Origin of the sequence: Sphingomonas sp. Xoc002 (assembly GCF_050408055.1) — a bacterium.
Lineage (GTDB): Bacteria > Pseudomonadota > Alphaproteobacteria > Sphingomonadales > Sphingomonadaceae > Sphingomonas > Sphingomonas yabuuchiae.
The window spans coordinates 3357524-3381498 of sequence record NZ_CP191175.1 but is presented as its reverse complement, the minus strand read 5'-3'; the positions used below and the strand labels follow the sequence as shown (position 1 = coordinate 3381498).

At 65.9% G+C, this 23975-nt stretch carries 25 protein-coding genes; 9 read left to right on the top strand and 16 right to left on the bottom strand.

The genetic code is table 11. From position 1 onward, the window contains the following. The first annotated feature begins 78 nt into the window (after positions 1–78). Positions 79–225, top strand: coding sequence for a hypothetical protein (locus ACQR50_RS15520; protein ID WP_428968994.1), 147 nt, complete (start codon positions 79–81; stop codon positions 223–225). Here ACQR50_RS15520 and ACQR50_RS15515 read toward each other — a convergent pair. Continuing rightward, entirely contained in the window at positions 222–1232 is a 1011-nt protein-coding gene (locus ACQR50_RS15515; RefSeq protein ID WP_428968993.1) for a glycosyltransferase, read from the bottom strand. The two genes, ACQR50_RS15520 and ACQR50_RS15515, sit on opposite strands and share 4 nt — an antisense overlap. 80 nt (positions 1233–1312) lie before the next feature. Then, positions 1313–2068, bottom strand: coding sequence for a polyphosphate kinase 2 (gene ppk2, locus ACQR50_RS15510; protein ID WP_428968992.1), 756 nt, complete (start codon positions 2066–2068; stop codon positions 1313–1315). A 77-nt stretch (positions 2069–2145) separates the two neighbouring features. On the opposite strand from ppk2, the gene ACQR50_RS15505 reads away from it, so the two are divergent. Together ACQR50_RS15505 and ACQR50_RS15500 are read left to right on the top strand one after the other, a co-directional pair. Beyond that, positions 2146–2889 carry a 16S rRNA (uracil(1498)-N(3))-methyltransferase gene (locus tag ACQR50_RS15505; RefSeq protein WP_428968991.1) on the top strand — a complete coding sequence of 248 codons (744 nt, stop codon included), beginning with the start codon at positions 2146–2148 and terminating at the stop codon, positions 2887–2889. Between the two features lie 45 nt (positions 2890–2934). Beyond that, positions 2935–4308 (top strand): glutamate--cysteine ligase, encoded by a 1374-nt coding sequence (locus ACQR50_RS15500; RefSeq protein WP_428968990.1) that lies wholly within the window; start codon positions 2935–2937, stop codon positions 4306–4308. 96 nt (positions 4309–4404) lie between these two features. On the opposite strand, the gene ACQR50_RS15495 is transcribed toward ACQR50_RS15500, so the two are convergent. Both ACQR50_RS15495 and ACQR50_RS15490 read right to left on the bottom strand, forming a co-directional pair. Beyond that, the gene (locus tag ACQR50_RS15495) at positions 4405–5676 is read right to left on the bottom strand and encodes a methyltransferase family protein (protein WP_428968989.1); all 1272 of its coding nucleotides are present in this window, start codon (positions 5674–5676) and stop codon (positions 4405–4407) included. Between the two features lie 131 nt (positions 5677–5807). After that, positions 5808–6260 (bottom strand): hypothetical protein, encoded by a 453-nt coding sequence (locus ACQR50_RS15490; protein WP_428968988.1) that lies wholly within the window; start codon positions 6258–6260, stop codon positions 5808–5810. A gap of 184 nt (positions 6261–6444) precedes the next feature. Here ACQR50_RS15490 and ACQR50_RS15485 point away from each other — a divergent pair, with 184 nt between their 5' ends. Together ACQR50_RS15485 and ACQR50_RS15480 are read left to right on the top strand one after the other, a co-directional pair. Then, positions 6445–6621, top strand: a complete 177-nt coding sequence (locus tag ACQR50_RS15485; protein WP_380772773.1) for a hypothetical protein — start codon at positions 6445–6447, stop codon at positions 6619–6621. Positions 6622–6717: 96 nt separating this feature from the next. After that, positions 6718–8076, top strand: a complete 1359-nt coding sequence (locus tag ACQR50_RS15480) for a hypothetical protein (protein ID WP_428968987.1) — start codon at positions 6718–6720, stop codon at positions 8074–8076. Positions 8077–8127: 51 nt separating this feature from the next. On the opposite strand, the gene trmB is transcribed toward ACQR50_RS15480, so the two are convergent. After that, a complete protein-coding gene (gene trmB / locus ACQR50_RS15475) occupies positions 8128–8808 on the bottom strand; it encodes a tRNA (guanosine(46)-N7)-methyltransferase TrmB (RefSeq protein ID WP_428968986.1) in 681 nt (226 codons plus the stop codon). 64 nt (positions 8809–8872) lie between these two features. Here trmB and ACQR50_RS15470 point away from each other — a divergent pair, with 64 nt between their 5' ends. Further along, complete coding sequence (locus ACQR50_RS15470; RefSeq protein WP_428968985.1) at positions 8873–9676, top strand: formate/nitrite transporter family protein; 804 nt, start codon at positions 8873–8875, stop codon at positions 9674–9676. Here the strand turns inward: ACQR50_RS15470 and ACQR50_RS15465 are convergent. From ACQR50_RS15465 to lnt, 3 genes are all read right to left on the bottom strand, one after another. After that, on the bottom strand, positions 9630–10817 hold the full coding sequence (locus ACQR50_RS15465) for an acyltransferase family protein (protein WP_428968984.1): 1188 nt from the start codon (positions 10815–10817) through the stop codon (positions 9630–9632). The two genes, ACQR50_RS15470 and ACQR50_RS15465, sit on opposite strands and share 47 nt — an antisense overlap. A gap of 120 nt (positions 10818–10937) precedes the next feature. Then, positions 10938–12137 carry a methionine adenosyltransferase gene (metK, locus tag ACQR50_RS15460; RefSeq protein WP_219019012.1) on the bottom strand — a complete coding sequence of 400 codons (1200 nt, stop codon included), beginning with the start codon at positions 12135–12137 and terminating at the stop codon, positions 10938–10940. A 41-nt stretch (positions 12138–12178) separates the two neighbouring features. Beyond that, positions 12179–13717 carry an apolipoprotein N-acyltransferase gene (lnt, locus tag ACQR50_RS15455; protein WP_428968983.1) on the bottom strand — a complete coding sequence of 513 codons (1539 nt, stop codon included), beginning with the start codon at positions 13715–13717 and terminating at the stop codon, positions 12179–12181. Between the two features lie 281 nt (positions 13718–13998). Between lnt and ACQR50_RS15450 the strand changes: the two genes are divergently transcribed. Next, positions 13999–14430, top strand: a complete 432-nt coding sequence (locus ACQR50_RS15450) for a VOC family protein (protein ID WP_428968982.1) — start codon at positions 13999–14001, stop codon at positions 14428–14430. Continuing rightward, positions 14427–14729, top strand: a complete 303-nt coding sequence (locus tag ACQR50_RS15445; RefSeq protein WP_428968981.1) for a polyhydroxyalkanoic acid system family protein — start codon at positions 14427–14429, stop codon at positions 14727–14729. The genes ACQR50_RS15450 and ACQR50_RS15445 overlap by 4 nt, the downstream gene beginning before the upstream one ends. 450 nt (positions 14730–15179) lie before the next feature. Here the strand turns inward: ACQR50_RS15445 and ACQR50_RS15440 are convergent, their stop codons facing one another. Continuing rightward, positions 15180–16505, bottom strand: a complete 1326-nt coding sequence (locus ACQR50_RS15440; RefSeq protein WP_428968980.1) for a PQQ-dependent sugar dehydrogenase — start codon at positions 16503–16505, stop codon at positions 15180–15182. Positions 16506–16615: 110 nt separating this feature from the next. Between ACQR50_RS15440 and ACQR50_RS15435 the strand changes: the two genes are divergently transcribed. Beyond that, entirely contained in the window at positions 16616–17464 is an 849-nt protein-coding gene (locus tag ACQR50_RS15435; RefSeq protein WP_428968979.1) for a hypothetical protein, read from the top strand. Between the two features lie 454 nt (positions 17465–17918). On the opposite strand, the gene ACQR50_RS15430 is transcribed toward ACQR50_RS15435, so the two are convergent. The 7 genes from ACQR50_RS15430 to ACQR50_RS15400 all read right to left on the bottom strand — a co-directional run bounded on the left by ACQR50_RS15430 (position 17919) and on the right by ACQR50_RS15400 (position 23883). Further along, on the bottom strand, positions 17919–18365 hold the full coding sequence (locus ACQR50_RS15430) for a GNAT family N-acetyltransferase (protein WP_428968978.1): 447 nt from the start codon (positions 18363–18365) through the stop codon (positions 17919–17921). Continuing rightward, entirely contained in the window at positions 18362–19267 is a 906-nt protein-coding gene (locus ACQR50_RS15425; protein WP_428968977.1) for a hemolysin family protein, read from the bottom strand. The genes ACQR50_RS15430 and ACQR50_RS15425 overlap by 4 nt, the downstream gene beginning before the upstream one ends. A gap of 9 nt (positions 19268–19276) precedes the next feature. After that, positions 19277–19792 carry an rRNA maturation RNase YbeY gene (gene ybeY / locus ACQR50_RS15420; protein ID WP_428968976.1) on the bottom strand — a complete coding sequence of 172 codons (516 nt, stop codon included), beginning with the start codon at positions 19790–19792 and terminating at the stop codon, positions 19277–19279. A gap of 103 nt (positions 19793–19895) precedes the next feature. Beyond that, positions 19896–20894, bottom strand: a complete 999-nt coding sequence (locus ACQR50_RS15415; protein ID WP_056436576.1) for a PhoH family protein — start codon at positions 20892–20894, stop codon at positions 19896–19898. Between the two features lie 429 nt (positions 20895–21323). Next, positions 21324–22646: a tRNA (N6-isopentenyl adenosine(37)-C2)-methylthiotransferase MiaB gene (gene miaB, locus ACQR50_RS15410; protein ID WP_428968975.1), complete on the bottom strand. Its 1323-nt coding sequence runs from the start codon at positions 22644–22646 to the stop codon at positions 21324–21326. Between the two features lie 68 nt (positions 22647–22714). Beyond that, complete coding sequence (locus ACQR50_RS15405; protein ID WP_428968974.1) at positions 22715–23461, bottom strand: lysophospholipid acyltransferase family protein; 747 nt, start codon at positions 23459–23461, stop codon at positions 22715–22717. Continuing rightward, the gene (locus tag ACQR50_RS15400) at positions 23461–23883 is read right to left on the bottom strand and encodes a Fur family transcriptional regulator (protein ID WP_007406973.1); all 423 of its coding nucleotides are present in this window, start codon (positions 23881–23883) and stop codon (positions 23461–23463) included. The genes ACQR50_RS15405 and ACQR50_RS15400 overlap by 1 nt, the downstream gene beginning before the upstream one ends. Between the last annotated feature and the right edge of the window lie 92 nt (positions 23884–23975).

Here is a 23975-nt window from a genome sequence, read left to right as displayed (position 1 = left end):
CCTATGACCGCGACCCGTGGCGCGCAAGGGCGTTCGCCGCTATCGTCGGACCGTGTCCTGCCGCCATAGCCTCGCCTCATGATCGGCCTGTCGGTCGCGGTCGGCCGTTTCGTCGAGGCGTTGTTCTGGGCGATCCTGCGCGTCGCCGAGATGGTCGGCGGCGTGGTCCTGCTCGTCGGCGTCGTGCTGGGCGTGATGTGGTGGCTGATCCGGCGGCGGCGCTAGGCCGCCAGCATCGCCAGCTGCGAGCGGATGACGTCCAGATTATGCTGCGCCAGATGGCTGCCGCGCCCCGCCACGCTGCCTTCCAGCTCGGGACGCTCGCCGATCGCCAGACAGCGTTGCCAGGACCCTTCCGCCAAGGGCAGCCAATGCCCGATCGCATTGGCCGGATCGGCCATGGCCCGGTCGAGCAGCAGGTCGCCGAGCACGAAGAAGAAGTCGGGCGATTCCGGCCAATGCGGCATTTCCCGGTCGGCCAGCGCCAGCGCCTCGTCCAGCCGCGCGGCCTTTGTCAGGACCGTGATCGCCGTGACGACCAACTCGTGCCGCCAGTTCGCATCCGCCGGGGTCAGCGCCAGCGCCTGGGCGAAATGGGTGCAGGCCGCGTCCAGATCGTCGCGCATCCGGGCGTCGCGGGCGATCTGGTAATGGAGGTACGGATCGTCCGGCTGCTCGGCCAGATCGCGCAGCAACAGGATATGGTTGCGGTTCCGCTTGGGGACGATCTGCGCGGCCAGATAGCCGTCATGCGCCACATGCAGGGGCAGGGGAACGCGCGGCAGCGGTGACGCGACCTGCTCGTGCACGCGGCCCTCATAGCGCGCGCCGCGCGGGATCAGCCGGGTGATCCAGCTGCGCGTCGCCGTCTCGCCATCGTCATGCTGGTTATGGATGCACACTCGCCCCAGCCGCGCCGGGCCGTCGCACCATTCGCGCAACAGCTCGCCGCCCGTGACCAGCCATTCGTCGGCATCCAGCATCAGCGCCCAGTCGCTGTCGGCCAGATCGAGCAGATGATTCCGCGCGACCGAGAAGCTGTCCGGCCAGGGCAGATGATGCACCTCGGCACCCGCGGCCTGAGCGATAGCGACGCTATCGTCCGTCGAACCCGTGTCGAGCACCACCATGCGGTCCACGAACGGCGCGACGCTTCCCAGGCAGCGCGCCAGGCAGCGTGCTTCATTGCGGACGATCAGCGTCGCGGCGATACGGGGGGCAGGGGGCAACATCCTGGACGATCCTCGACGCTGGGGATTCGCGCCCCCGCTATCATGGCCCCCATGAAGATTTGCCTAATCTTGCCGTAACCCTATTTGGCCAGCCGCCCGTCCTCCAGCGCGGCCATGTCGAACGGGAACAGGATTTCCGGGTCGGGCGCCTTCACGTCGCCCGCGATATCGGCGGGGGCGATGCAGCGCAGGATGTGGCGGATGATCGCGATCCGGGCGTCCTTCTTGTTGTCGGCGCGCACAACATGCCAGGGTGCGAAGGGGGTGTGGGTGCGGGTCAGCATCGTGTCGCGCGCCGCCGAATAATCGGCCCATTTGGCCTGGGCGACCTTGTCCATGTCCGACACTTTCAGCGCCTTGAGCGGATCGGTGCGGCGCGCCTCCAGCCGCTCTTCCTGTTCCTTCTTCGAGATGTCGAGCCAGATCTTGACCAGCCTGATGCCGCTTTCGACCAGCATCCGTTCGAAATCGGGGGCGTCGCGCAGGAACGCCTCCTGCTCGGTGGCGGTGGAGAAGCCCATCACCACCTCGACGCCTGCACGATTGTACCAGCTGCGGTTGAAGATCACGATTTCCCCGGCGGCGGGCAGGTGCGTGGCGTAGCGCTGGAAATACCATTGCGTGCGTTCGCGGTCGGACGGCTTGGGCAGTGCGACCACGCGGGTCGCGCGGACCGAGAGATGCTCGGTGATCCGCTTGATCGTGCCGTCCTTGCCCGCCCCGTCCCGGCCCTCCAGCACGATCACTACGCGTTCGTCCGATCCCGCCATCGCCATCTGGGTGCGCACCAGCGCGAGTTGCAGCGACTCCAGTTCCTCTTGGTAATGTTTGCCCATCGTCCGTCCTTTCGCGACAGACAACACCCGAAGCCGCAAAAGTGGCAAGTGCGACGCGACCCGTGTAAGCGAAGCCCATGCCCGCTACCCCCGCCTGGCCGCCGCAATCCACGCCCCGCCTGTTCGTCGACCAGCCCCTGGCCGAGGGGCCGATCCGCATCGACGGTCCGGCGGCGCATTATCTGGTATCGGTGATGCGGACCAAGGTCGGCGATCCGGTCAAGCTGTTCGACGACCGGACCGGCGAATGGCTGGGCGTCGCCGCCTCGGTCGGCAAGCGTGACCTGACGCTGGACGTCACCGAATTGCTTCGCGAGCGAGAGGCGGTGCCCGATCTGTGGCTGTGCGCCGCGCCGCTCAAAAAGGGCCGGGTCGACTGGCTGGCCGAAAAGGCGTGCGAACTGGGCGTGGCAAGGCTGGTCCCCGTCGTCACCCGCCGCACCGTGGTCGACAAGCCCAATACCGAACGGCTGCGTGCGCACATGATCGAAGCGGCCGAACAATGCGGCCGCACCGCGCTGCCCGAGGTGGCCGAGCCGGTGAAGCTGGCGGCGCTGCTGCGCGACTGGTCGCCGGAACGCGCGCTGTTCTTCGCCGACGAGACCGGCGGCGTGCCCGCACTGGAGGCGATGCGGGCGCATAACGGCCCGGCGGCGATCCTGATCGGGCCCGAGGGCGGCTTCGACGCGGAGGAGCGCGAGGCGATCCGCGCGCATCCCGCCGCCATCGGCATCGGCCTGGGCCCCCGTATCCTGCGCGCCGATACCGCGGCGGCGGCGGCGGTGTCCCTCTGGATGGCGGCGGCGGGGGACTGGCGTTGATTCAGCCTATGGCGTGGACGCGCGCGCCCGCGTAAGGCGCGGTTCATGAGCACCAAGACCGCGAGCACAGCCAAGAGCGCCATCATCGAGTCGCGCGACCAGTTGATCGCCAGCTTCGCGCGCGGCGAAAAACCCAGCGATCGCTGGCGGATAGGGACCGAGCACGAGAAGTTCGTCTATGCGCTGGGCGACCATCACGCGCCGTCCTACGACGAAGCCTCGGGCATCCGCGCGCTGCTTGGGCAACTGGAGCAATATGGCTGGGCGCCGGTCATGGAGGGCGGCAACGTCATCGCGCTGACCGGCGCGGACGGCTCGATCAGCCTGGAGCCTGCGGGCCAGTTCGAATTGTCGGGCGCGCCGCTCGACAATCTGCATCAGACCTGTGCCGAGACGGGGCGCCACCTGCAACAGGTGAAGGCGGCGGGCGACAAGCTGGGCGTCGGTTTCCTGGGGCTGGGCATGTGGCCGGACAAGACCCGCGCCGAGCTGCCCATCATGCCCAAGGGTCGCTATGCGATCATGCTGCGCCACATGCCGCGCGTCGGCTCGCTCGGCCTCGACATGATGCTGCGGACGTCGACGATCCAGGTGAATCTCGACTACGCGTCCGAGGCGGACATGGTGAAGAAGTTCCGCGTCGGCCTCGCGCTCCAGCCGCTGGCGACTGCCTTGTTCGCCAACTCGCCCTTCACCGAAGGCAAGCCCAACGGCAAGCTGTCCTTCCGCAGCCATATCTGGTCGGACACCGACCCGGCGCGCACCGGCATGCTGCCCTTCGTGTTCGAGGAGGGTTTCGGCTATGAGCGCTATGCCGACTATGCGCTCGATGTGCCGATGTACTTCGTCTACCGCGAGGGCAAGTATATCGACGCGGCGGGTCTGTCGTTCCGCGACTTCCTGAAGGGCGAGCTGTCGGTCCTGCCCGGCGAGCTGCCGACGATCGACGACTGGAACGATCACCTCTCGACCGCCTTCCCCGAAGTGCGGTTGAAGACCTTCCTGGAGATGCGCGGCGCCGATGGTGGTCCGTGGAACCGCATCTGTGCGCTGCCCGCGCTCTGGGTCGGGTTGTTGTACGACAACGGCGCGCTGGATGCGGCGTGGGATCTGGTCAAGGACTGGTCGCTCGACGAGCGGCAGGCGCTGCGCGACTCGGTGCCGGAACTGGCGCTGGATGCGCCGCTGCCGGGGGGCGGGCGGTTGCGCGATATCGCGGGCGAGGTGCTCGATATCGCGCATGCCGGGTTGGCGGCGCGCGCGCGGTTGAACGGGGCGGGGGATAACGAGACCGGCTTCCTCGATCCGCTGCGCGAGATCGTCCGCTCGGGCAAGGTGCCTGCGCAGGTGCTGCTCGACCGCTATCATGGCGATTGGGGCGGCGACATCTCGCGGGTGTATGGCGAGGCGAGCTTCTGATGGAGCAGCGTGGCCTTCGACTTCGCTCAGCCTGAACGGCGATCAGGGTTATATCCCACGATCCGTTCAGCCTGAGCGAAGTCGAAGGCCAAGGGCCTACCCCCGCCCCAAAACCCATCTGAAGAATCGCGGCACCACTCCGTACCGCTCCATCCACTCATAATAATCCCGATAGGCCGGATCGGCCGACAGATGCCGCTCCTCGGTCCGCGCGCGCCAGTAATAGATTCCGCTGACCACCCCGAGCAGCACCGTGCTGCGGCTTGCGTCCACCCAGGTCCCGGTCGACAGGATCGGGATCGTCGCGATCCACCAGAAGATGTTCTTCGACAGATAGGCCGGGTGTCGCGACACCGCATAGGGCCCGTGGGTCAGGATGCCCCGGTGCGTCAAATTGGAAAAGCGGATACCGAACGCCACGGTCGACCAGGCATAGATGGCGGTCAGAGCGACCAGCACCGCGCCCGTCACCGCCAGCACCAGCGGATGCCCCGCGAACCAGTAGCTCCACTCGGCGGTCCCCGGCCGATAGTTGAGCGGCCCGTTATCGCCCATCAGGATCGTCGGCGGGTAACAGATCAGCGCCGCTGCCCAGGCCGCCGCATAAGGATTGGCCGAGCGGATATGCGCATCGAGCGGCCGCATGGTCAGCATGTACCCGATCGTCGCAAAGGCGACGTCGATCAGGAACATCAGTGTGATCAGCCAATTGGCCAGCGCCACCGGATCGTGCAGCGCGACGCTCAGGTCCGTCCGCACGAACATGCCGAACCCGCCCGGCACGACGCCGAGCATGAAGGGCAGGAAGAACGCCTTCACCGCCCAGGATCGCAGATGCGCGTAGATGGCGCGCCGATCCACGCCCGGCTGCCCGGTCAGCCATGCGCCCAGCATCCACGCACCGTCCTTCGGCTCGACCAGCCGCCGGTCGAGCCAGATGACGTACGGGATGGACAGCAGGAACAGCACCGGCGCGATCCATCCCAGGCACCACATGGCAAAGGCGAAAATCCCCTGCCAATAGAAGCGCCCCGTCGCGAAGATCAGCGCGATCCCGCCGAATGTCGCCCACAGCCCGGCCAGCTTGGTCAGGCTGATGTCCAGCGTCTCGCGGGCGGGACGGGGATTCGCCCAGTCGATCCCGGTCGAGGCATGGCGATGCACCTTGTCGACCAGCACCGACCAGAGCAGCATCGGCACGCCCGCACAGACCAGATGCAGCAACGCCGCATAAGGCCCGTCGAGATGCCGCCACCGTGCAAAAGCGATCCAGCCCAGCGAACCCGCCAGCCCGGCCAGTCCGACACCCCGACTGACGGCGGAGCGGGGACGCGGCGGGCGCGGGGAGTGCGGGGCGGAATCGGCCATGGAATGCGGGCTTTAGCCTAATTCGGTAAGCAAGGCGTTAGGGTGGATCGACATGCGGCTATGCCCTTCTTCCCCTGTCCACGGGAGAGGGGAAGAAGGGGGAGGATGAATGTCGATCGGCTCCAGGAAGATCATTCCTCCGCCGTCGCCAGAATTTGCGTGACCTCTTCGGCGGTAATCCCGAACGCCGCCGCCAGCCCCGACAGGGACGCGCCCCGCTTCGACAATTCGCGAATCCGGCCCTCGTCGACCACCGTGGCGTATCCCCGCGTATCGCGCTGCTCGCGCACCACGTCCTTGCGTCCCGAGGTGCGGTGGCGCTTGGCGGCGGCGGCATGGGGGTCCCTGGCGGCGGCGGCTTCCTCCGCCTCGCGCCGGGCGGCGCGTTCGGCTTCGCGGGCCAGCGTCTCGCGCTCGCGCAACGCGGCGCGCGCCTCCATCCGCCCGGCCATCAGCGTGCTGCGCTCGCCCGCCCGTGCCTCGCGCGCCCTGGCCCGTGCGGCGGCGCGCTCCTCCAAACTGTCATTCGTCCGGACGCGCAGTGCGCCGCGCGGCGGCGTCACGCCCCAGCTGTCATCGACCATGTCTTGCCTCAAATTCCGAGGCCGCCGTCTATAACGAGGCGGCCCCGCCCCGCTAGAGGGCGCAGGCGTCGGGTTCGAAACCGGCGGCATTCGCAACCAGCGGGCGATCTGCTTGTTATTGATGCAGATATAGAATGGGAGGATGGTGATGAACCCGATGCTGGACCCCGATCTCATGGAGTTCATGGACGACGAATCCCTGCTGCTGGCCTTCGCCATGGCCAGTGCGGAGCCCGGCGGCGGCGATGCCCAGGCGATCCAGGCCGAGATGACCCGACGGGGCCTGCGGCCGATTGCGGCCATGCCGGGGCTGCTCGACGTGGCACGTACCGACCACCGGAGCACACAGCTTCGCCTCTGACGCGGCGCCGTCGTCGGCCGCCATGACGATAAAGGTCCACGCTCGACAGATTTCCGCAAATGCGTCAGCTTGCCCCGATAACGGGGGGGATGAGCGATGAAATGGTTGCGCAGGATCACGGTGGCGATGGCCATGCTATGGGCCTTGCCGGTATCCGCCGACAGCTGGGCGCCGCCGAGGAAGGAAACCTATCGATCCGCTGACGGCAATGTGCGCTTCACCGTGGTTCCGCGCGGATTGCAGGACCAACTCGCCTATTTCACCGACAAGGTGAAGGGCAGGGAACCGGCGGGGCAGCGGCGCGGTGCCGCATCCTATGCGAGAGGGCTGTGGGAACGGCGATCCGGCACGACCTGGACCCGCATCTGGGAAGGGCGGCTGGTCAACGACGTGTCGCCCGTGAGCGCCTTGGTCGCCGATGACGGACGCTATGTGGTCACCTTCGACAATTGGCATTCCATGGGCTTTGGCGACAATGTCGTCGTCATCTACCGCACCGATGGGACGGTGGTTCGGTCGCTGAAACTCGCCGATATCATGCCCGAGGATTATGTCCGGATCCTGCCCCGGAGCGTCAGTTCGCTCTGGTGGAGCGGCAAGCACAGCCTGTCGCCGGACGGCCGGTCCGTCATCCTGAAGATCGTCATACCCGGCTCGTCAGATGGCGGTACCGAGCCCCGTGGCTATCTCGACGTGCCGGTCGAGCTTGCGACGGGAACGGTCACTCCCCTGGCGGGGCCGAACTGGGACATGGCCCAGGCGGTGGCGGCCCCCTTGATCGCATCGGCCAAGGAGAGCGAGGCGGAAAACCGCGCCCGAACCCTCGCGCCTCTCAAGGCGCCGACGGGCACCGCCGAAATGGAGTGGACGCGCTATATGCATGAGGCGGCCGAGCGCCTCGCTTCCCCGCCGGGTGTCGCCATGGGGCTGGGGACCGATTGGGTCCTGCCTGCACCCGGCGACCCGCAATTTGCTGAGAATGCCGAGCTCATCCGGTCCCTTTTCACGGAACCGAGCGAGAAGCAGGACTATCAATTCTCCAGCCCGAGCGCACCCGATGCCTTGGCCCATCTGCTGATCGACAGCGCGTCGCACGGACGGCCCGGGTCGCTCGCCGGATCTCGCTTGTTCATCGCCTTGCCCGCGTCGCAGGCCGAACCCGTTCGCACCGCCCTGAAACGCTCGGGAGCGACCGTCATTCTCTTCGACCCGGTACAGCCGATACAGCAGCGCCCGGAGGTCCTGCGGCAACTGGGCGTCGCCCCCGATCAGGTCGACACCGAGGTCGCCAAGGCGGAAGCCGCCGCACGCCAGTACAAGGCCGAGGCCGCACGCCTGAAGGCGCTCGCCCCGCCGGAACCCGCAGTGGCGAAGCCTCAAGAAGACGACGCGCAGTTGGATGCACTGGCCGATGCCATGGAGATGGAAGCCGCCAAGCTCGAAAAGGGGAATTGATCGGCGTCGCGCTTCACCCCGACCGCTTTGATGAACTATCCGGAGGAAGCCTTACCGCCGGATATACCGGAAATACCACACCTCATGCCCCTGGCGGCGGGCCTTGCGTTCGTAGCGCGTCTCGGGCCAGTCGGCGGGGCGGGTGAGGAAGTCGGCGGGGGTGCGGGCCTGCCATTCGAAATCGTCCCGGCCGTTCATGATCATCATCGACCAGTGGCAATAGGTCGGGTCGTCGGTGCCCAGGCGGAATTCGCCGCCCGACTTCAGCTTGCGCGCGATGGTGTCGAGCGGGCCGTGGTTCATCATCCGCCGCTTGGCATGGCGGGCCTTGGGCCAGGGATCGGGATGGAGTAGATATACGCGCTCCAGGCTGGCATCGGGCAGCCGCTCGATCACCTCCAGCGCGTCGCCCATGTGCAGGCGGACATTGGTCAGCTCGCGGTCGCGGATATGGCCGAGCGCGCCGACCACGCCGTTCAGGAACGGCTCGCAGCCGATAAAGCCGGTGCCCGGCGTCGCCTCGGCCTGTCCGGCCAGATGCTCGCCCGCGCCGAAGCCGATCTCGACCTGAAGCGGCCGATCCTCGCCGAACAGGCGCACGGCATCCAGCGGGCCTTCCTCGGGCACGCTCAGCGTCGGCAGCATCTCTTCGACCAGCGCTGCTTGGCCCTGGCGCAGCTTATGGCCCTGACGCCGACCATAAAGGCGGCGGATCGTCGTCGGATCGTTCATCGCCGGGCCTTTAGCGCGGGTCGGACAGGGAGCCAAGGGTGGGGTCGCTCGTTGCCCTTCCGCCATGGAAGACGATGCTCCCCAACCCGATGGAAAGGCGCAAAAGGCCGCCGATGCCAAGGACCTCCACCGCGCGGTGCGTGAGGCGGGGGAGAGCGAACTGGACCGGCCCGCCGGTGCGCTGTTCTGGTCGGGGCTGGCGGCGGGGATCGCGATCCACAGCTCGCTGATCGCCGAGGGCGCGCTTCATGCCGGGCTGCCCGAGGCGCCGTGGCGCGGACTGGTCGCGTCGCTGGGCTATCCGGTGGGGTTTCTGGTCGTCATTCTCGGGCGGATGCAGTTGTTCACCGAAAGCACCATCACCGCGATGCTGCCGCTGGTGACGAAGCCATCGGGCTGGGCGCTCCGGCGGACGCTGCGGCTTTGGGGAATCGTGCTGGTCGCCAATCTGATCGGCACGGCGCTGGCGGCGGGCATGGTGGCGGCGGGGGCGCTGGGCAATGCCGAGATTCGCGAGTCGATGGTCGCGGTGTCGGTCCGTATCCTGGAGCTGGGCGGGTGGGACACGCTCGTCAACGCCATCCCCGCCGGGTTCCTGATCGCGGTGGTCGCCTGGATCCTGCCCAATGGCCGGACCCAGGCCTTCTGGATCATCCTGGCTATCACCTATGTCATCGCGATCGCCGGATTCAGCCACTCGATCGTCGGCGCGGACGAGGCGTTCCTGCTGCTGTTCACCGGTCAGGTGTCCGTCGAGCGGGCGTTGTTCGGGCTGATGCTTCCGGCGATCCTGGGCAATCTGGTCGGTGGGGCGGGGCTGTTTACGCTGCTCGCCCATGGTCAGGTACAGGGCGAGGCACGCGAATAGCATTCGGGGCCATCGACCCTTGCTGACGCGCCAGCCAACGCCGCACCGGAACGTCGTACAGGCGGTCCAGGGCATAGGCCAGCACGGCAAAGACGAGCGTATAGCCGCTGGCGAACAGCAACAGGTGATCCCGATAGACGAGCGTCCCGGTGGCGTGGCTCCACAAAAGGACGAGACCGATCATGGGGCAATGCGTGACGTAAAGCGCATAGGACGTCACGCCGGACAGGGTGCAAAGGCGCGCCGTCGATCCCGTCGGCGCGATGCGCGATCCCAGCAGGATGAAGAGCGGCGACGCGACGAGGATGAAGGCCAAATCATAAAGCCCGGCGTACCGCGCGGGGGGCGAGCCAATCAGTAGGGCGGCCAGCGCGAGGCACAGCAGGCCGAGCATGAGATTGCCCGGAGCCGTCCCGGTCGTCCGGCCGCCGGAGAGAAGGCGAACGAGAATCCCGATGGAGAAGGACAGGGCACAGCGGACGAGGCCGAACAAAAGGTTGCTCCACTTGTCGCCTGCCGCCGCATCGCCATGGAGGGTGACATAGGCCGTCATGATCACCGCGAGCGTTGCGCAAAGGACGATCATGGTTCGCACATTGATGCGCCGCCACAGGATCGCCATCAGGATATTGGCCATCAATTCCAGCATCAACGTCCAGCAGGGTCCGTTCAGCGGGAAGAGGTCGCCCGTTGGGGGCAGGGACGGCAGCAGGACGAGCCCCGTCGCGATGCTCGACAGCAAATGTCCGCCCGTGATCCCCTGTGTCGGATCGATCAGCAGGATAAGCCCGTTCGCCGCCAGACCGATCGACAGGCCGATCGCATAGAGGGGATAGAGTCGGATCAACCGCAGCCACAGGAACGCGCCGACCGACAGACCCTGGCGGAACCGTTCTCCATAGGCGTGGAACAGCACGAAGCCGCTCAGGGCGAAGAACAGGTCGACGGCCAGATAGCCATGGCCGAATATCCCGCCCTGGAACCCGGTCGCCACGCCCGTCACATGGTAATAGACGACGATGATCGCCGCCAGGCCGCGAAGGCCGTCCAGCGCGGGATAGCCACGGCCCCCGGCGTCCGGCACCGAACGGACCGGGCCGCTCTCTTTCCCCCATGTCGACATCGATGCCATCGACGCCATCAGGCCCAATATGGGTTAAGACCTGATGAAATGGCGGTTCCGGCGCTGGGCGAGGGCCAAGAAAAACGCCCGCGCGGATCGTCTCCGCACGGGCGTTTTTGCTTTACCGGATGGACGGGATCAGGCGACGGCGGCCTTGATCTGGTCGACCAGGTCGGTCTTTTCCCAGGTGAACAGCGCGCCCTCGGCCTCGCGACCGAAGTGACCATAAGCGGCGGTCTTCGAATAGATCGGCGCGTTCAGCTTCAGATGCTCGCGAATGCCCTTCGGCGTCAGGCGAACCAGCTTCGGCAGCGCGGCCTCCAGCTTGGCTTCCTCGACCTGGCCGGTGCCGTGCAGATCGACATAGACCGACAGCGGCTCGGCGACGCCGATGGCGTAGGAGAGCTGGATGGTGCAGCGCTTGGCCAGGCCCGCCGCAACGACGTTCTTGGCAAGGTAGCGCGCGACATAGGCCGCCGAGCGGTCGACCTTGGTCGGGTCCTTGCCGCTGAATGCGCCGCCGCCATGCGGTGCTGCGCCGCCATAGGTGTCGACGATGATCTTGCGGCCGGTCAGACCGGCGTCACCGTCCGGGCCGCCGATTTCGAACAGGCCGGTCGGGTTGACGTAGATCTGCTTCTCTTCGGGCAGCCAGCCTTCGGGCAGGATGTCGGTCAGCACCGACTTCACATAGTCGCGAAGCTTGGCCTGGCCCGCTTCGTTCGACAGTTCGGCCGAATGCTGGGTCGACACGACGATCGCGGTCGCGCGGACCGGCACGCCGTTTTCATATTGCAGCGTGACCTGGCTCTTGGCGTCGGGCTCCAGGAAGGGGGCCGCGCCGGAGTGGCGGTCGGCCGCCATCTTCTCCAGGATCTTGTGGCTGTAATAAAGCGTCGCGGGCATCAGGCCGGGCGTCTCGTCGGTCGCGTAACCGAACATGATGCCCTGGTCGCCCGCGCCTTCGTCCTTGTTGCCGCTCTCGTCCACGCCCATCGCGATGTGCGCCGACTGGGCGTGCAGGTTGTTCGAGAAGTCGAAGGTCTGCCAGTGGAAGCCCGACTGCTCGTAACCGATCCGCTTGACGGTATCGCGCACGGTCCGCTCGATCTCCTCCAGCGCGCCCTCGGCCCACTGGTCGTTCTCGAACACGCCCTTGCAACGGATTTCACCCGCCAGCACGACCTTATTGGTGGTGGTCAGGGTCTCGCACGCGATGCGCGCTTCCGAATCCTTGGACAGGAACAGGTCGACGATCGAGTCGCTGATCTGGTCTGCGACCTTGTCGGGGTGACCTTCGGAAACCGATTCCGAGGTAAAGATGTACGAGTTTCGCATTCCCGTCCTCATAAGGATATAAAGATAGCTTTATATCGGTCCTAGCGGCCACGGCGACGGAAGGCAACGCCGATCGCGGCCAGGCCTGCGGCGATGGCCAGCGCCATCATGTTGCCGATGCGTGAGAAGGGCGTGGGCGGCAGGGCGGCGGGCAGGGGAGCTTGCGCCGCGCCCGCCGTCTCATGGGGTACGGTGGCGATCAGGCGGCCATCGGCGGCGATGATCGCCGAGATGCCGGTCGGGGTGGCGCGAATGATCGGCATCCCCTCCTCGATCGCGCGCATCCGAGCCTGCGCCAGATGCTGCGGCGGGCCCCAGCGGCCGAACCAGGCATCGTTGGACGGATTGAAGAGCAGGCGCGGGCGATGCGCCTCGTCGACCACCTGGCCCGAGAAGATGATCTCGTAGCAGAGCTGTACCCCGACCGGCCCGAAGCCCGGCACGCGCAGATTGCGCGGACCGGGGCCGGGGGTGAAGTCCATGTCGCCGGGGACGAGGCGGGCGAGGCCCAGCGGCTTCAGCAGCCATGGCATGGGCAGATATTCGCCATAAGGCACCAGATGCGCCTTGTCGTAGCGGCCGGTGATCCGTGCCGAAGGGCCGATCGCAAAGACGCTGTTGGTCGCGCTGCTCACCCGTGCGCGGTCGGGCGAGAAGAGCAGCGCGGTGCCCCCGACCAGCGCCGTGTCGCGCGGTCCGAGCACGCGGGCGATCTGGCGCCGCGTCCAGAAGGGCGGGGCATAGTTGAACCCGAAATAGGCCCAGTCGGGGTAACCGTCCTCGATCATGTCGCGCACGACGCCCTCGGGCCAGACGATCAGCCGGGGGCGGGGGCCGGGGCGCCCCGACAATTGGGTCAGGCGTTCGAGCAGCAACGGGCCGTCGCTCTGGCCGCGCTGGTCCTGGCTGACATTGGGCTGGACGACGCGGACCAGCGGCGCGTCGGCGGCGGGCTCGGCGGCGCGGGTCAGCGGAGCGGACAGTGCGGCCAGCCCGGTCGCGGGCACCATCACCGCCGCCAGATACCAATGCCGCCGAAGCGCCAGCCAGATCGCGCCCGCCAGCACCACGGTCAGACCCGACAGGGCATAGGTGCCGATAAAGGCGCTCATCCGTGCCACGCCGATCATCGGCAACCACGCGACCGACAAGGGGTCCCAAGCATAGCCGGTGAACAGTCGCGCGCGTAAATATTCGGTCGCGATCCACGCCGCACCGAAGATCAGCACATAGGCCGCATCCGGTCGCCGCCCGCGCAACCTCCAGGCCACGCCCGCCGCCGCCATCGGGAAAATGGCGAGGTAGAGCGCCAGTCCGACCGCCGCGAAATAGCCCAGCACCGGCGGCATCTTGTCCTGAAAGTCGAAGGCGTGCTGGAACCAGTTGTTGTTGACGGTGAAATGCCCGACCCCGAACGCCCATCCGCGCCACAGCGCGCCCCGGATGCTGGGCGCATCCTGCACCAGCGCGAGCAGGACGATCAGCCCGACGAGGAGCAGCGGCCAGAGGTCTAGCGGGGCAAAGCCACAGGCGGCGACGGCCCCGGCGATCAGGGCGAGGAGAGCGGGATAGCGGGTCACGGCGGCAGGATATGGCGCGGGCCTGTGACAGGAGCAATGCGGGATGTGTGGCGAGCCGGCTGGCGGCCAGTGCGGCGCAGTGGGCCGGGGCAGCGGCGATGCCCCTCCACCATGCTGCGCATGGTCCCCCTCCCCAAGCACAGCTTGGGGAGGAATGGACTGCACAAATCCTCCCCAAGCTGTGTTTGGGGAGGGGGACCGCCCGGCGGAGCCGGGTGGTGGAGGGGCGGAAACGCTCGCAAGGACTGGCAAACCCCGCCCCGCCACCCTAGCTTCCCCTCATGACCCTGCGCCCCTTCCATCTCGCCTTCCCGGTCCACGACCTGGCCGCCGCCCGCCATTTCTATGGTGAAGTCATGGGCTGTCCCGAAGGCCGGTCGAGCGATCACTGGATCGACTTTGACCTGTTCGGTCATCAGATCGTCGCGCATCTTGATCCCGCCGCCAAGCCGGTTGCGGTCGAGAATGCGGTCGACGGCCATCAGGTGCCGGTGCCGCATTTCGGCGTCGTGCTGACCATGCCGGATTGGGAAAAACTGGCCGCGCGGGTCGAGGCGGCGGGCGTGCCGTTCGGCATCGCCCCCTATGTCCGTTTCAAGGGCCAGCCGGGCGAGCAGGCGACGATGTTCTTCCGCGACCCCAGCGGCAACGCGCTGGAGTTCAAGGCCTTTGCCGACGACGCGATGCTCTTTGCCACGGAGATGACCGCATGAGCGCCCCCATTTCGCTCGATATCCCGCACAAGCTCGGCAAGGAGGGCGTGCGCCAGCGTCTGGACGGTGGCATCGGCAAGATCGGCCGCATGATCCCTGGCGGCGCCACCGTCGAGCATCGCTGGGACGGCGACACGATGCACTTCACCGTCGGCGCGATGGGTCAGTCGATCGGCGCGCAGGCGACAGTCTATGAGGACAAGGTCCTTGCGGTGGTGAACCTGCCCGCCTTCCTGTCGCTCTTCTCCAGCCAGTTGGAGGCGGTAATCCGCTCGGAAGCGCCGAAGCTGTTGAAGTAGCGCAGCGAGCGGGGCGGCAAGCAATCTATTTTATTGTCGCTCGGTCGTGAATTTGCCTGGAACGCTGTTCCTGATGATACAGTCCCGCCCCCAGGTCTGACAATCCAGCAACAGCGCGTCATCTCCAACCCGATACCAGACTTCACCCTTGACTACCGATAGGCCGAGGTCGGTAGGATTGGTCAGCTTATACCGGCGCCGGTACGTGCATGTCTTCGGAAGAGGATCATGCTTTCTATAGTCCCGTTTCAGGCAACCCGGCGGCCATTCATAAATGGATGCCGGGACCCGTTCACCCCAATCATAGCTTGGCCCCACGTTCCTGCGGGTCATGCTGGGCAGGCCAGCTGCGGTCGCGATTATGACCAGAGCAACGATCGCCGGAACGGCAATTTTCGGGGAAAGCCCTGTGACGATCGCCATGGCAGGGGACTGTTTCCAGCTCGATGATTACTTCGCCGCGCTGACCTTCCACACCACATTGCCGACGTCATCCGCGACCAGCAGGCCACCCGTCTTGTCGACGATCACGCCCACGGGCCGTCCCTGCGCCTCGCCCTTGGCGTTCAGGAAGCCGCCGACCACCTCGACCGGCTTGGCGTTCGGCACCGGGAACGCGCCTGCGAAGGGCACGAACACGACCTTGTAGCCTGAGGGCGGCTTGCGGTTCCACGAGCCATGCTCGCCGATGAATGCCCCGCGCGCGAACTTTTCGCCCAGCTTCGCGCCCTCGGAGAAGGTCAGACCGAGCGCGGCGACGTGCGGTCCCAGCGCATAGTCGGGGCGCTTCACATATTGCTGGAGCGGCGGATTGGTCGGCTGCACCCGGTTGTCGGGATAGCCCCCCCAATAATACCAGGGCCAGCCGAAGTGATCGCCGAATTCCACCTGGGTCAGATAATCGGGCACCAGGTCCGAACCGAGCATGTCGCGCTCGTTGACCACGGTCCACAGCCGCCCGTTGACCGGGTTCAGCGCCATGCCGTTCGGGTTGCGCAGCCCCGCCGCATAGATTCGCCAGTTCTTGTCCTGCGGCCAGACCTGCAGGATCGCGGCGCGGTTCTTTTCGAGATCCAGACCATTCTCGGCGACGTTGCTCGACGAGCCGACCGACACGAACAGCGTCTTGCCGTCGCCCGAGGCGATCACGTTGCGCGCCCAGTGATTGCCCGCCGGGCGCAGGGGCACGACCTTTTCCGGCTTGGCGGTGATCTTCGTCGCGCCTTCCTGGTACGGCACGCGGACCAATGCGTCGGTGTCGGCGATGTAGAGCTGCCCATCGAACAGCACCATGCCGAAGGGCGAGTTGAGCCCGGTCAGGAACGGCGTCTTCACGTCCGCCACGCCGTCCCCGTTCGTGTCGCGCAACAGGGTGATCCGATTGGCCGAAGGCACCGCCGCGCCCGCCCGGCCCAGGAAGAAGTTCATCACCCGCTGCACGATCCCCGAACCGGGCCGCGGCGGCGAGTTGGTTTCGGCGACCAGCACGTCGCCATTGGGCAACTGGTACAGCCAGCGCGGATGATCGAGACCGCTGGCAAAGGGCTGGATGGCCAGGCCCGGTGCGACGCTCGGCTTGGCGCCGTTCGCCCAGCCGACCGGCTTGGCGATGTCGACCGTGGGAATCGTCTGCTCGCGCGGCGTCTCGATCGTCGGACGCGCGCCCGCAACCTGATCGACGCTCAACCGCGCCGTGTCGGGCCAGGCAAGCCAGGTGACGACACCGATGCCGATCAGGACGATGATGCCGAGGACAATCAGGACATGTTTGCGCATGGCCCGAATTTAGGCTGATCGCGCGGACAGGGAAAGGGACAAGGCGTTCCTCTGTCAAATTTAAAGTCGGGATGATATAAATTGACGAGAATTCTATATTTCGCGTAACTTTGAAAAGTCTGTCGGGCCGGGAGGAAATTGTGTTAAAATTAGTTCGTCTGGGGGCGATTGCGTTTCTTACGTCAAGCCTTGTATCTGCTCAAGCGTCATCCGCAGGGGTGCAACAGGAGGTCGTTGTAGAAGGCGAGCGGCTACCCGATCTGAAAGCCCCGCCGCCGCCGGGTATCAAAAAGCAGGGCAATACGCTCGCGGTTGCGCAAGTTGATGACCAATCACAGATTTTTCAACGATGTGTGAAATTCAAGCCCAGCGACTCGCTGCGGAACATCGTTGATGGCCAGCCCAATAGCCCTCAGCACGAATATTCGTTGGATCGCTTCATTCGAGTCAATGTCGCGTGTTATCCCAGTGCGCAACAGCCAGCGCCTGAAGAGCCGGGCTATTCTTATTGTCGGGCGGTGATCGGGAATGATCGATTGCCGATCTGTCGAAGCTATTATGATCGTGGTGCGATCATCGCTGGAGCATTGGCGCATTTCGCACCTGACGCAGTCTTGACGCCGAGTGACGTGGCCAATCGGGAGGTGCAAAAGCGACTCGATGAGCGCGAGGCGAAGCGTCTGGCGTTAGCTCTGCCAGCGGATAAGGCCCGTATGCAGATCGCTGAATGCCTGGTGATGAGCCAACCTGAAGACACGACCCGGCTTGTCAGGGCGCATGAGACGCCCGCCCTTCAGGTGCAATATGTGTATCGCATTCTAGATCGTGGCAAAGTGTGCCTTGGCGGCATCACTCCTGTCCGTATCGAGCCACTCTATTTCCGCTACGTTCTCAGTGAAGCCTTCTATCGTTGGGTCGTGGCAGCGAAGGGCGTCGATACGCTGATCCCCGTCTCCTGAAGATTTGGCCGCCGGTGCCACGGGGAGCGCACCGGCGGCCGTCGAAGGCGCGAATGTCAGGGAGTTATTTCGCGCCCCCGAACTCGGGAGCCTCATGTTCGGAGTTATTGAGCAACTTGTTTAGAAATTTGCGATTGACGTCTGTTGGGGCGGGTGCGGATCGATGGTGACCGCATCGTGGTTACCCAATCGTCGCACCCAGGGCGCCAAACGGATCTTTGTATTTGGTATTGGACCTTTTTCCGCGCCTCAAGAGCCTATGCATCTGATTATAAGCCGAGCGGTTGTGCAGATATAACGTAATAAAATGAGGTCTGTGATCGACTCGGTGATTTTTTGGGGCGCGGGGGAATCGCGGCCCGGTTTGGGCTGAGTGGCGTGTAACAAGAGGTCCCATGCCGCCGTTCGACCAAGCCTGGGCGAAGTTGAAAGTTGCATACAAATGCTGATCCCATCAGGGGCGAAGCATCAGCACCATATCGCAGCGGTCGAGTCGCGGCCCATATCCATCCGCCGTCACGCTCTCGGCCCGAAAGCCCAGCCGCTCGTAAAAGGCCCGGCTATGCTGGCTGGTATCCAGCCGGACCTCGCGGACACCCGCTTGAGCCGCCCGGTCCAACCTTGCATAAACCAGCGCGGTGCCGATACCCTGTCTGTGCAGCGTGCGGTCGACCATGCCCCAGCAGAAATGCGCGATTCGACCGTTCCCGCCTATCGCCATTCCGCCGCAGCCGACGATGTGGCCATCCCGTTCCGCCACCTGAAACACCCATTTCGCAGCATCATGGTCGAGGAAATGCGCGAAGTCGGCGCGTTCGGACGGCGCGAAATAAGGGGCGCTGTTGCCGTCGAACAGCGCCAGGCAGGCGTCGCGATCCCCGGCCCTAAAGGCGCGGATCACTCGTCGACCGTCGCCACCGCCGGATGGAGGCGCAGGCGGTGGATGCGGCGCTCATCGGCCTCCGTCACCTCGATCCGCCAGCCGCTGGGATGGTCGATACAGGTGCCGACCGGAGGCACCTGTCCCGCCAGCACGGCGGTCAAGCCACCCAGCGTGTCGACATCGTCTTCCGCTTCTTCGAGCTGCGGATCGACGGCGCGGCCGACCTCCTCCAGCCCGACGCGCGCATCCGCATCCCAGGCGCCGCCATCGAGCGGCACGAGCAGCGCCTGCGGCGCCTCGTCATGCTCGTCCTCGATCTCGCCGACGATTTCCTCGATCAGGTCCTCGATGGTGACGAGGCCCTCTGTGCCCGAATATTCGTCGAGCACCACCGCCAGATGCACCCGCTTCTGGCGCATGTCGGCCAGCAGATCGAGCGCCCCGCGCGACATGGGCACATAGAGCGGATCGCGGATCAGCCCGGCGATGGTGGCGGGATGCTCCGCGCCGGTAGCCAGGATGTTGAACACATCCTTGATATGCACCATGCCGATGATCGAATCGAGCGTCTCGCGATAGACGGGCAGGCGGCTGTGCCCGGCCTCGGCAAAGATCTGGACCAGATGGTCGAAGGTCGTGCGCTCCTCGACCGCGATGATGTCGGCACGCGGCACACCCACGTCACCGGCATCGCGCTCGCCGAAATGCAGCAGGTTGCGGACCATCTGACGCTCCAGCGGGGTCAGGTCGCCCTTGGCATCGGGGCCGGGATCGCCCTCATGCCGGTCGATCGCGTCCTCCAGCTGGTCGCGCAGCGACTCTTCCTGCTCGCCGCCGAAGATCAGGCTTTTCAGCCCGTGCCAGATGCTGGATTCGTTGGAGTCACCGTTGCCGGTGCTACTACTGGGGCCGTCGGCCATCGGGGGGTGTCAGTCCTCGCGTATCAGATAGGGATCGGCGATGCCGAGACTGGCCAGCGCGTCGCGTTCGATCGCCTCCATCGCCTCTGCCTCGCCATCGTTCATATGGTCATAGCCTAGCAGATGCAGGACGCCATGCACCAGCAGATGAGTCGCGTGCGTTTCGGCGGAAATCCCGCGTTCGGCCGCTTCCGCCACACAGACGCCGTGGGCGAGCACGATATCGCCCAGCAGAACCTCGCCATCGTCGGAATTCTGCGTCACCGTCTCGATCAGGTCGGGCTGGACCATCGGGAAGGACAGGACGTTGGTCGGCTTGTCCTTCTGCCGATACTGGCGGTTGAGCGACTGAACCTCGTCATCGCTGGTCAGCCGCACCGAAATCTCGATCAGCGCGGGGGTGGTCAGCAACGGGCCGTACGGCGTCCGCTCGATCGCGGCACGCGCGGCGCGGGTGGCCAACGCCTCCCAGCTCTGCTCGTCGCCCGACCAGGGCTCTTCATGAATCAGCGCGATTTCGATCATGGGAGCCTTTCCAGGGCAGCGGGGCGGTGATGGTGAAAATCGCCGCCCCCTATCAACAGTTCCATCGTTACGCCAACGAAAGCAGATGTTGGCGAAAGCAGGCTCAGGCGTTCGGCCCTTCATAGGCATCGACGATCCGCCCGACGATCGGGTGGCGGACGACGTCGGCGGCGGTGAAGCGGCTCATCGCGATGCCCTCGACACCCTCCAGGCGACGCACCGCATCGGCCAGCCCGGATGCGGCGACGCCGCCGGGCAGGTCGACCTGGTTGGGATCGCCGCAGATGACCATGCGGCTGTTCTGGCCGAAGCGGGTCAGGAACATCTTCATTTGGGCGGGCGTGGTGTTCTGCGCCTCGTCGAGGATGACGAAGGCATCGGCCAGCGTCCGGCCGCGCATGAAGGCGATCGGCGCGATCTCGATCTCGCCGCTGGCGATCCGCCGCTCCACCTGCTCGGCGGGCAGGCAGTCGTGCAGCGCATCGTAGAGCGGGCGGAGATAGGGATCGACCTTCTCCTTCATGTCGCCGGGCAGGAAGCCCAGCTTCTCGCCCGCCTCGACCGCCGGGCGCGACAGGATCAGCCGCTGGACGGAGCCGGTGATGAGCTGCGCCACCGCCTGCGCGACCGCGACATAGGTCTTGCCGGTGCCCGCCGGGCCGAGCGCGAAGATCATGTCGTTGGACACGAGCTCCTTCATATAATGCGCCTGGGCGGGGGTGCGCGGCACGATCGTCTTCTTGCGCGTGCGGATCATGACCGATGGGGTCGAACTGCGCTCGGCGCTGAGGATGCCGTCGAGCGTCGGTTCGGAGGCCATTGCGATCGAGGCGTCGACCAGGCCGGTATCGACCTCCTCGCCGCGCTGGATACGGGCATAGAGGTCGTTCAGCACGTCGCGGGCCAGCGCCACCTGCTCGGCGGTACCCTCCAGGCCGACCCGGTTGCCCCGCGCGGTGATGTACACGCCGAGGCGATTCTCCAATGCGACCAGATTGCGGTCATATTGGCCGAACAGCTGCGCCAGCACTTGCGGCTTGTCGAAGCTGAGTTCCGCCCGGCTGCGTTCACCGGCCTGGGCGGGGAGGGGCTTGCGGCTCATGCGGTCCTTTCACCGTCTGTGGTTTCCCCAAGATGGGGTGGCACCGGTCGGAACGCCAGCGAAATTGCGTGACATAGGTGTGACGCGATGAGGCTTTTTTGCGCGCAGAGGCGCAGAGGCCGCGGAGAAGAAGAGCCCTGCGTGGCGGTCGGGAGACCTTCTTCTTCCTCTGCGCTCTCTGCGCCTCTGCGCGATTAAGAAGATTTTGTTCGCGCGGAGGCGCGGAGGCGCGGAGAGGGTGTATCTAGCCGCGATCTTGGCCTGTGAGCCATTGGCTTTCAAATAGGTCTCCCGGTCGCGAGGGCCGGATGAAGCATCGACGAGCCAGGCACCTCCGCGTCTCCGCGTCTCCGCGCCTCCGCGCGAACAAAAATTGCGTAAGCGCAGGCGTAGGCTTCGACTCCACTCAGGCTGAACGGAGGTTGGGGCTTACGCCGCCGCCTTTACCTTGGCCTCGCCGGTCAGCGAGTTCGGTCCGGCGGCGACCAGTTCGACCTCGACCAAGTCGCCGATCTGGTGGTCGCCGATCAGGTGGACCGACTGGAGCCAGGGCGACTTGCCGAGCATCTGGCCGGGCAGCTTGCCGCGCCGTTCCAGCAGGACGGTGCAGGTCCGACCGACGCTGGCAAGGTTGAACGCATGCTGGTCGCGGTTGAGCGCGGCCTGGAGACGCTGGAGGCGGTCGTCCATCACCTCGGGCAGAACCTGATCCGCCATCGTCGCGGCGGGGGTGCCGGGGCGGGGCGAATATTTGAAGCTGAACGCCTGGGCATGGCCCATCGCGTCGACCAGGCTCAGCGTGTCCGCGAAGTCCGCCTCGGTCTCGCCGGGGAAGCCGACGATGAAATCCCCCGACAGCGCGATGTCGGGGCGTGCCGCGCGCACGCGGTCCATCACCCGCATATAGCTGTCGCGCGTATGCTGGCGGTTCATCGCCTTCAGGATGCGGTCGCTGCCCGACTGCACCGGCAGATGGAGGAAGGGCATCAGGCTTTCGACATCGCGGTGCGCGTCGATCAGCCCCTGGGTCATGTCGTTGGGGTGGCTGGTGGTATAGCGGATGCGGTGAAGCCCCGGAATCCGGTCCAATTCGCGGATCAGGCCGTGAAGGCCACGATCGTCGGCATCGTTCCACGCATTGACGTTCTGGCCCAGCAGCGTGATCTCGCGCGCGCCCGCATCGACCAGCGACCGTGCCTCGTCCATGATCGCCGAATAGGATCGGCTGACCTCGGCACCGCGCGTATAGGGCACGACGCAATAGGTGCAGAACTTGTCGCAGCCTTCCTGCACGGTCAGGAAGGCGGAGGGGTTCACCTTGCGACGGCCGGGCAGGTGGACGAACTTGGACTCGACCGGCATGTCGGTGTCGAGCGCGGCCTCGCCCGCCGCCGCCCTGGCGACCAGATCGGGCAGGTTGTGATAGGCCTGCGGGCCGACGACCACATCGACCTTGGCGCGGCGGACGATCTCCGCCCCTTCGGCCTGGGCGACGCAGCCTGCGACCGCGATCATCGGCTTGCGGCCCTGCTCGCCCGCATCCTTCCGCAGACGGCCGATCTCCGAATAGACCCGCTCGGTCGCGCGCTCGCGAATGTGGCAGGTGTTGAGGACGATCAGATCGGCGGCGCTGGCATCGTCGGTCGTCGACAGGCCTTGCGCGGCCATCAATTCGGCCATGCGCTCGCCGTCATAGACGTTCATCTGACAGCCGAAGGACTTGACGTGGAAGGTCTTGGGAGATGCGGGCATGACGCGGCCCTTATCGTAAAAGTCGCCCGCTCGCCAGCTTCGGGAAGGCGCACTGGCCGCGACGGAGATCAGGTTTCGACGATTCGCCGCCGAGTCTCCGCCGCGATCGCCTTGCGGTCCGGGAAGTCCGCCGGGTCGAATGGCGCGAGATAATGGAGCGTGACGGTGAACCGCCCCCGCCGCCGCAGCACCCGTTTGACATGGGCGTCCCCCGGATCGGTGCCGAGCCAGGCCAGATCGCCCGCCGCCGCGCCATAGTCGATCCGCACCGGCTGCACCCGGATACCGGGCAAGGGCGGCACCAGGGCGGCAAACAGCGCGGGCTTGAAGGGCAGCAGGTGGAGGTCGTCGCCGGTCGTCCCTTCCGGAAACACCGCCAGCGGCTGCCCTTCGGTCAGGGCAGTGCGGATCGTCGCGACCTGATCGCCCACGCCCAACCGATCGCCGCGCTCGACGAACAGGGTGCGGTTGAGCCCGGCGAGCCAGCCGACCAACGGCAGCGCCGCCACTTCCGCCTTCGCGACGAAACGCGTGCCTGACGTGCCCGCCAGCAGGAGGATATCCATCCAGCTCAGGTGATTGGCCGCAATCATCACATCGCGGCGTTCGGCCGTGCCGATGACGCGAATATCCGCGCCCAGGATCATCGCGACCCGGCGCAGGAACCGACGCGGCCAGGGCGAGGCGCGCCCGACCATCCGCCACGCTCCGTGCAGCGCCAGCGCGATCGGCAGCACGCCCACGATACACAAAAGGCGACCCGCTGCTCGCAGGCCGCCCTTGCTGTCGGCGTCGTCGGGGACGGCCGCTGCCATCATCCCTTGCGGTCGAGGCTGACGCCGTAAAGCTCCATCCGGTGATCGACCAGGCGGAAGCCCAGCTTCTCGGCGATCGCCTTTTGCAGCTGTTCCAGTTCGGGGTCGACGAACTCGATCACGCGGCCGGTCTCGACATCGATCAGATGGTCGTGATGCGCCTCGGGCGAAGGTTCGTAGCGGGCGCGGCCGTCGCCGAAATCATGGCGGTCCAGGATGCCCGCTTCCTCGAACAGGCGGACGGTGCGGTACACGGTCGCGATCGAGATGCCGGGATCGATCTTGGCGGCACGCTCATAGACCTTTTCCACATCGGGATGGTCCTCCGCCTCCGACAGGACGCGGGCGATCACGCGGCGCTGTTCGGTGATGCGCAGTCCCTTTTGCGCGCACAGCGCTTCGAGATCGATTTTGCGGGCCATGGTAACGTTTCAACTCCTCGGGCAAACCCCTCTCTACCCCCAAAGCCTAATTGCGAAAAGGGGATAGCGACTCGCAATAACCCGGAAACAGT

Coding starts and splice junctions, on each gene's coding strand:
- ACQR50_RS15515 (WP_428968993.1), bottom strand. CDS start 1,232: ATGTTGCCCCCTGCCCCCCGTATCGCCGCGACGCTGATCGTCCGCAAT.
- ACQR50_RS15440 (WP_428968980.1), bottom strand. CDS start 16,505: ATGCGCAAACATGTCCTGATTGTCCTCGGCATCATCGTCCTGATCGGC.
- ACQR50_RS15450 (WP_428968982.1), top strand. CDS start 13,999: ATGACCCTGCGCCCCTTCCATCTCGCCTTCCCGGTCCACGACCTGGCC.
- miaB (WP_428968975.1), bottom strand. CDS start 22,646: ATGCCCGCATCTCCCAAGACCTTCCACGTCAAGTCCTTCGGCTGTCAG.
- ACQR50_RS15425 (WP_428968977.1), bottom strand. CDS start 19,267: ATGGCCGACGGCCCCAGTAGTAGCACCGGCAACGGTGACTCCAACGAA.
- ACQR50_RS15445 (WP_428968981.1), top strand. CDS start 14,427: ATGAGCGCCCCCATTTCGCTCGATATCCCGCACAAGCTCGGCAAGGAG.
- ACQR50_RS15465 (WP_428968984.1), bottom strand. CDS start 10,817: ATGGCGTCGATGGCATCGATGTCGACATGGGGGAAAGAGAGCGGCCCG.
- ACQR50_RS15500 (WP_428968990.1), top strand. CDS start 2,935: ATGAGCACCAAGACCGCGAGCACAGCCAAGAGCGCCATCATCGAGTCG.
- ACQR50_RS15405 (WP_428968974.1), bottom strand. CDS start 23,461: ATGGCAGCGGCCGTCCCCGACGACGCCGACAGCAAGGGCGGCCTGCGA.
- ACQR50_RS15520 (WP_428968994.1), top strand. CDS start 79: ATGATCGGCCTGTCGGTCGCGGTCGGCCGTTTCGTCGAGGCGTTGTTC.
- ACQR50_RS15505 (WP_428968991.1), top strand. CDS start 2,146: ATGCCCGCTACCCCCGCCTGGCCGCCGCAATCCACGCCCCGCCTGTTC.
- ppk2 (WP_428968992.1), bottom strand. CDS start 2,068: ATGGGCAAACATTACCAAGAGGAACTGGAGTCGCTGCAACTCGCGCTG.
- metK (WP_219019012.1), bottom strand. CDS start 12,137: ATGCGAAACTCGTACATCTTTACCTCGGAATCGGTTTCCGAAGGTCAC.
- ACQR50_RS15415 (WP_056436576.1), bottom strand. CDS start 20,894: ATGAGCCGCAAGCCCCTCCCCGCCCAGGCCGGTGAACGCAGCCGGGCG.
- ybeY (WP_428968976.1), bottom strand. CDS start 19,792: ATGATCGAAATCGCGCTGATTCATGAAGAGCCCTGGTCGGGCGACGAG.
- ACQR50_RS15485 (WP_380772773.1), top strand. CDS start 6,445: ATGGACGACGAATCCCTGCTGCTGGCCTTCGCCATGGCCAGTGCGGAG.
- ACQR50_RS15490 (WP_428968988.1), bottom strand. CDS start 6,260: ATGGTCGATGACAGCTGGGGCGTGACGCCGCCGCGCGGCGCACTGCGC.
- trmB (WP_428968986.1), bottom strand. CDS start 8,808: ATGAACGATCCGACGACGATCCGCCGCCTTTATGGTCGGCGTCAGGGC.
- ACQR50_RS15495 (WP_428968989.1), bottom strand. CDS start 5,676: ATGGCCGATTCCGCCCCGCACTCCCCGCGCCCGCCGCGTCCCCGCTCC.
- ACQR50_RS15480 (WP_428968987.1), top strand. CDS start 6,718: ATGAAATGGTTGCGCAGGATCACGGTGGCGATGGCCATGCTATGGGCC.
- ACQR50_RS15470 (WP_428968985.1), top strand. CDS start 8,873: ATGGAAGACGATGCTCCCCAACCCGATGGAAAGGCGCAAAAGGCCGCC.
- ACQR50_RS15400 (WP_007406973.1), bottom strand. CDS start 23,883: ATGGCCCGCAAAATCGATCTCGAAGCGCTGTGCGCGCAAAAGGGACTG.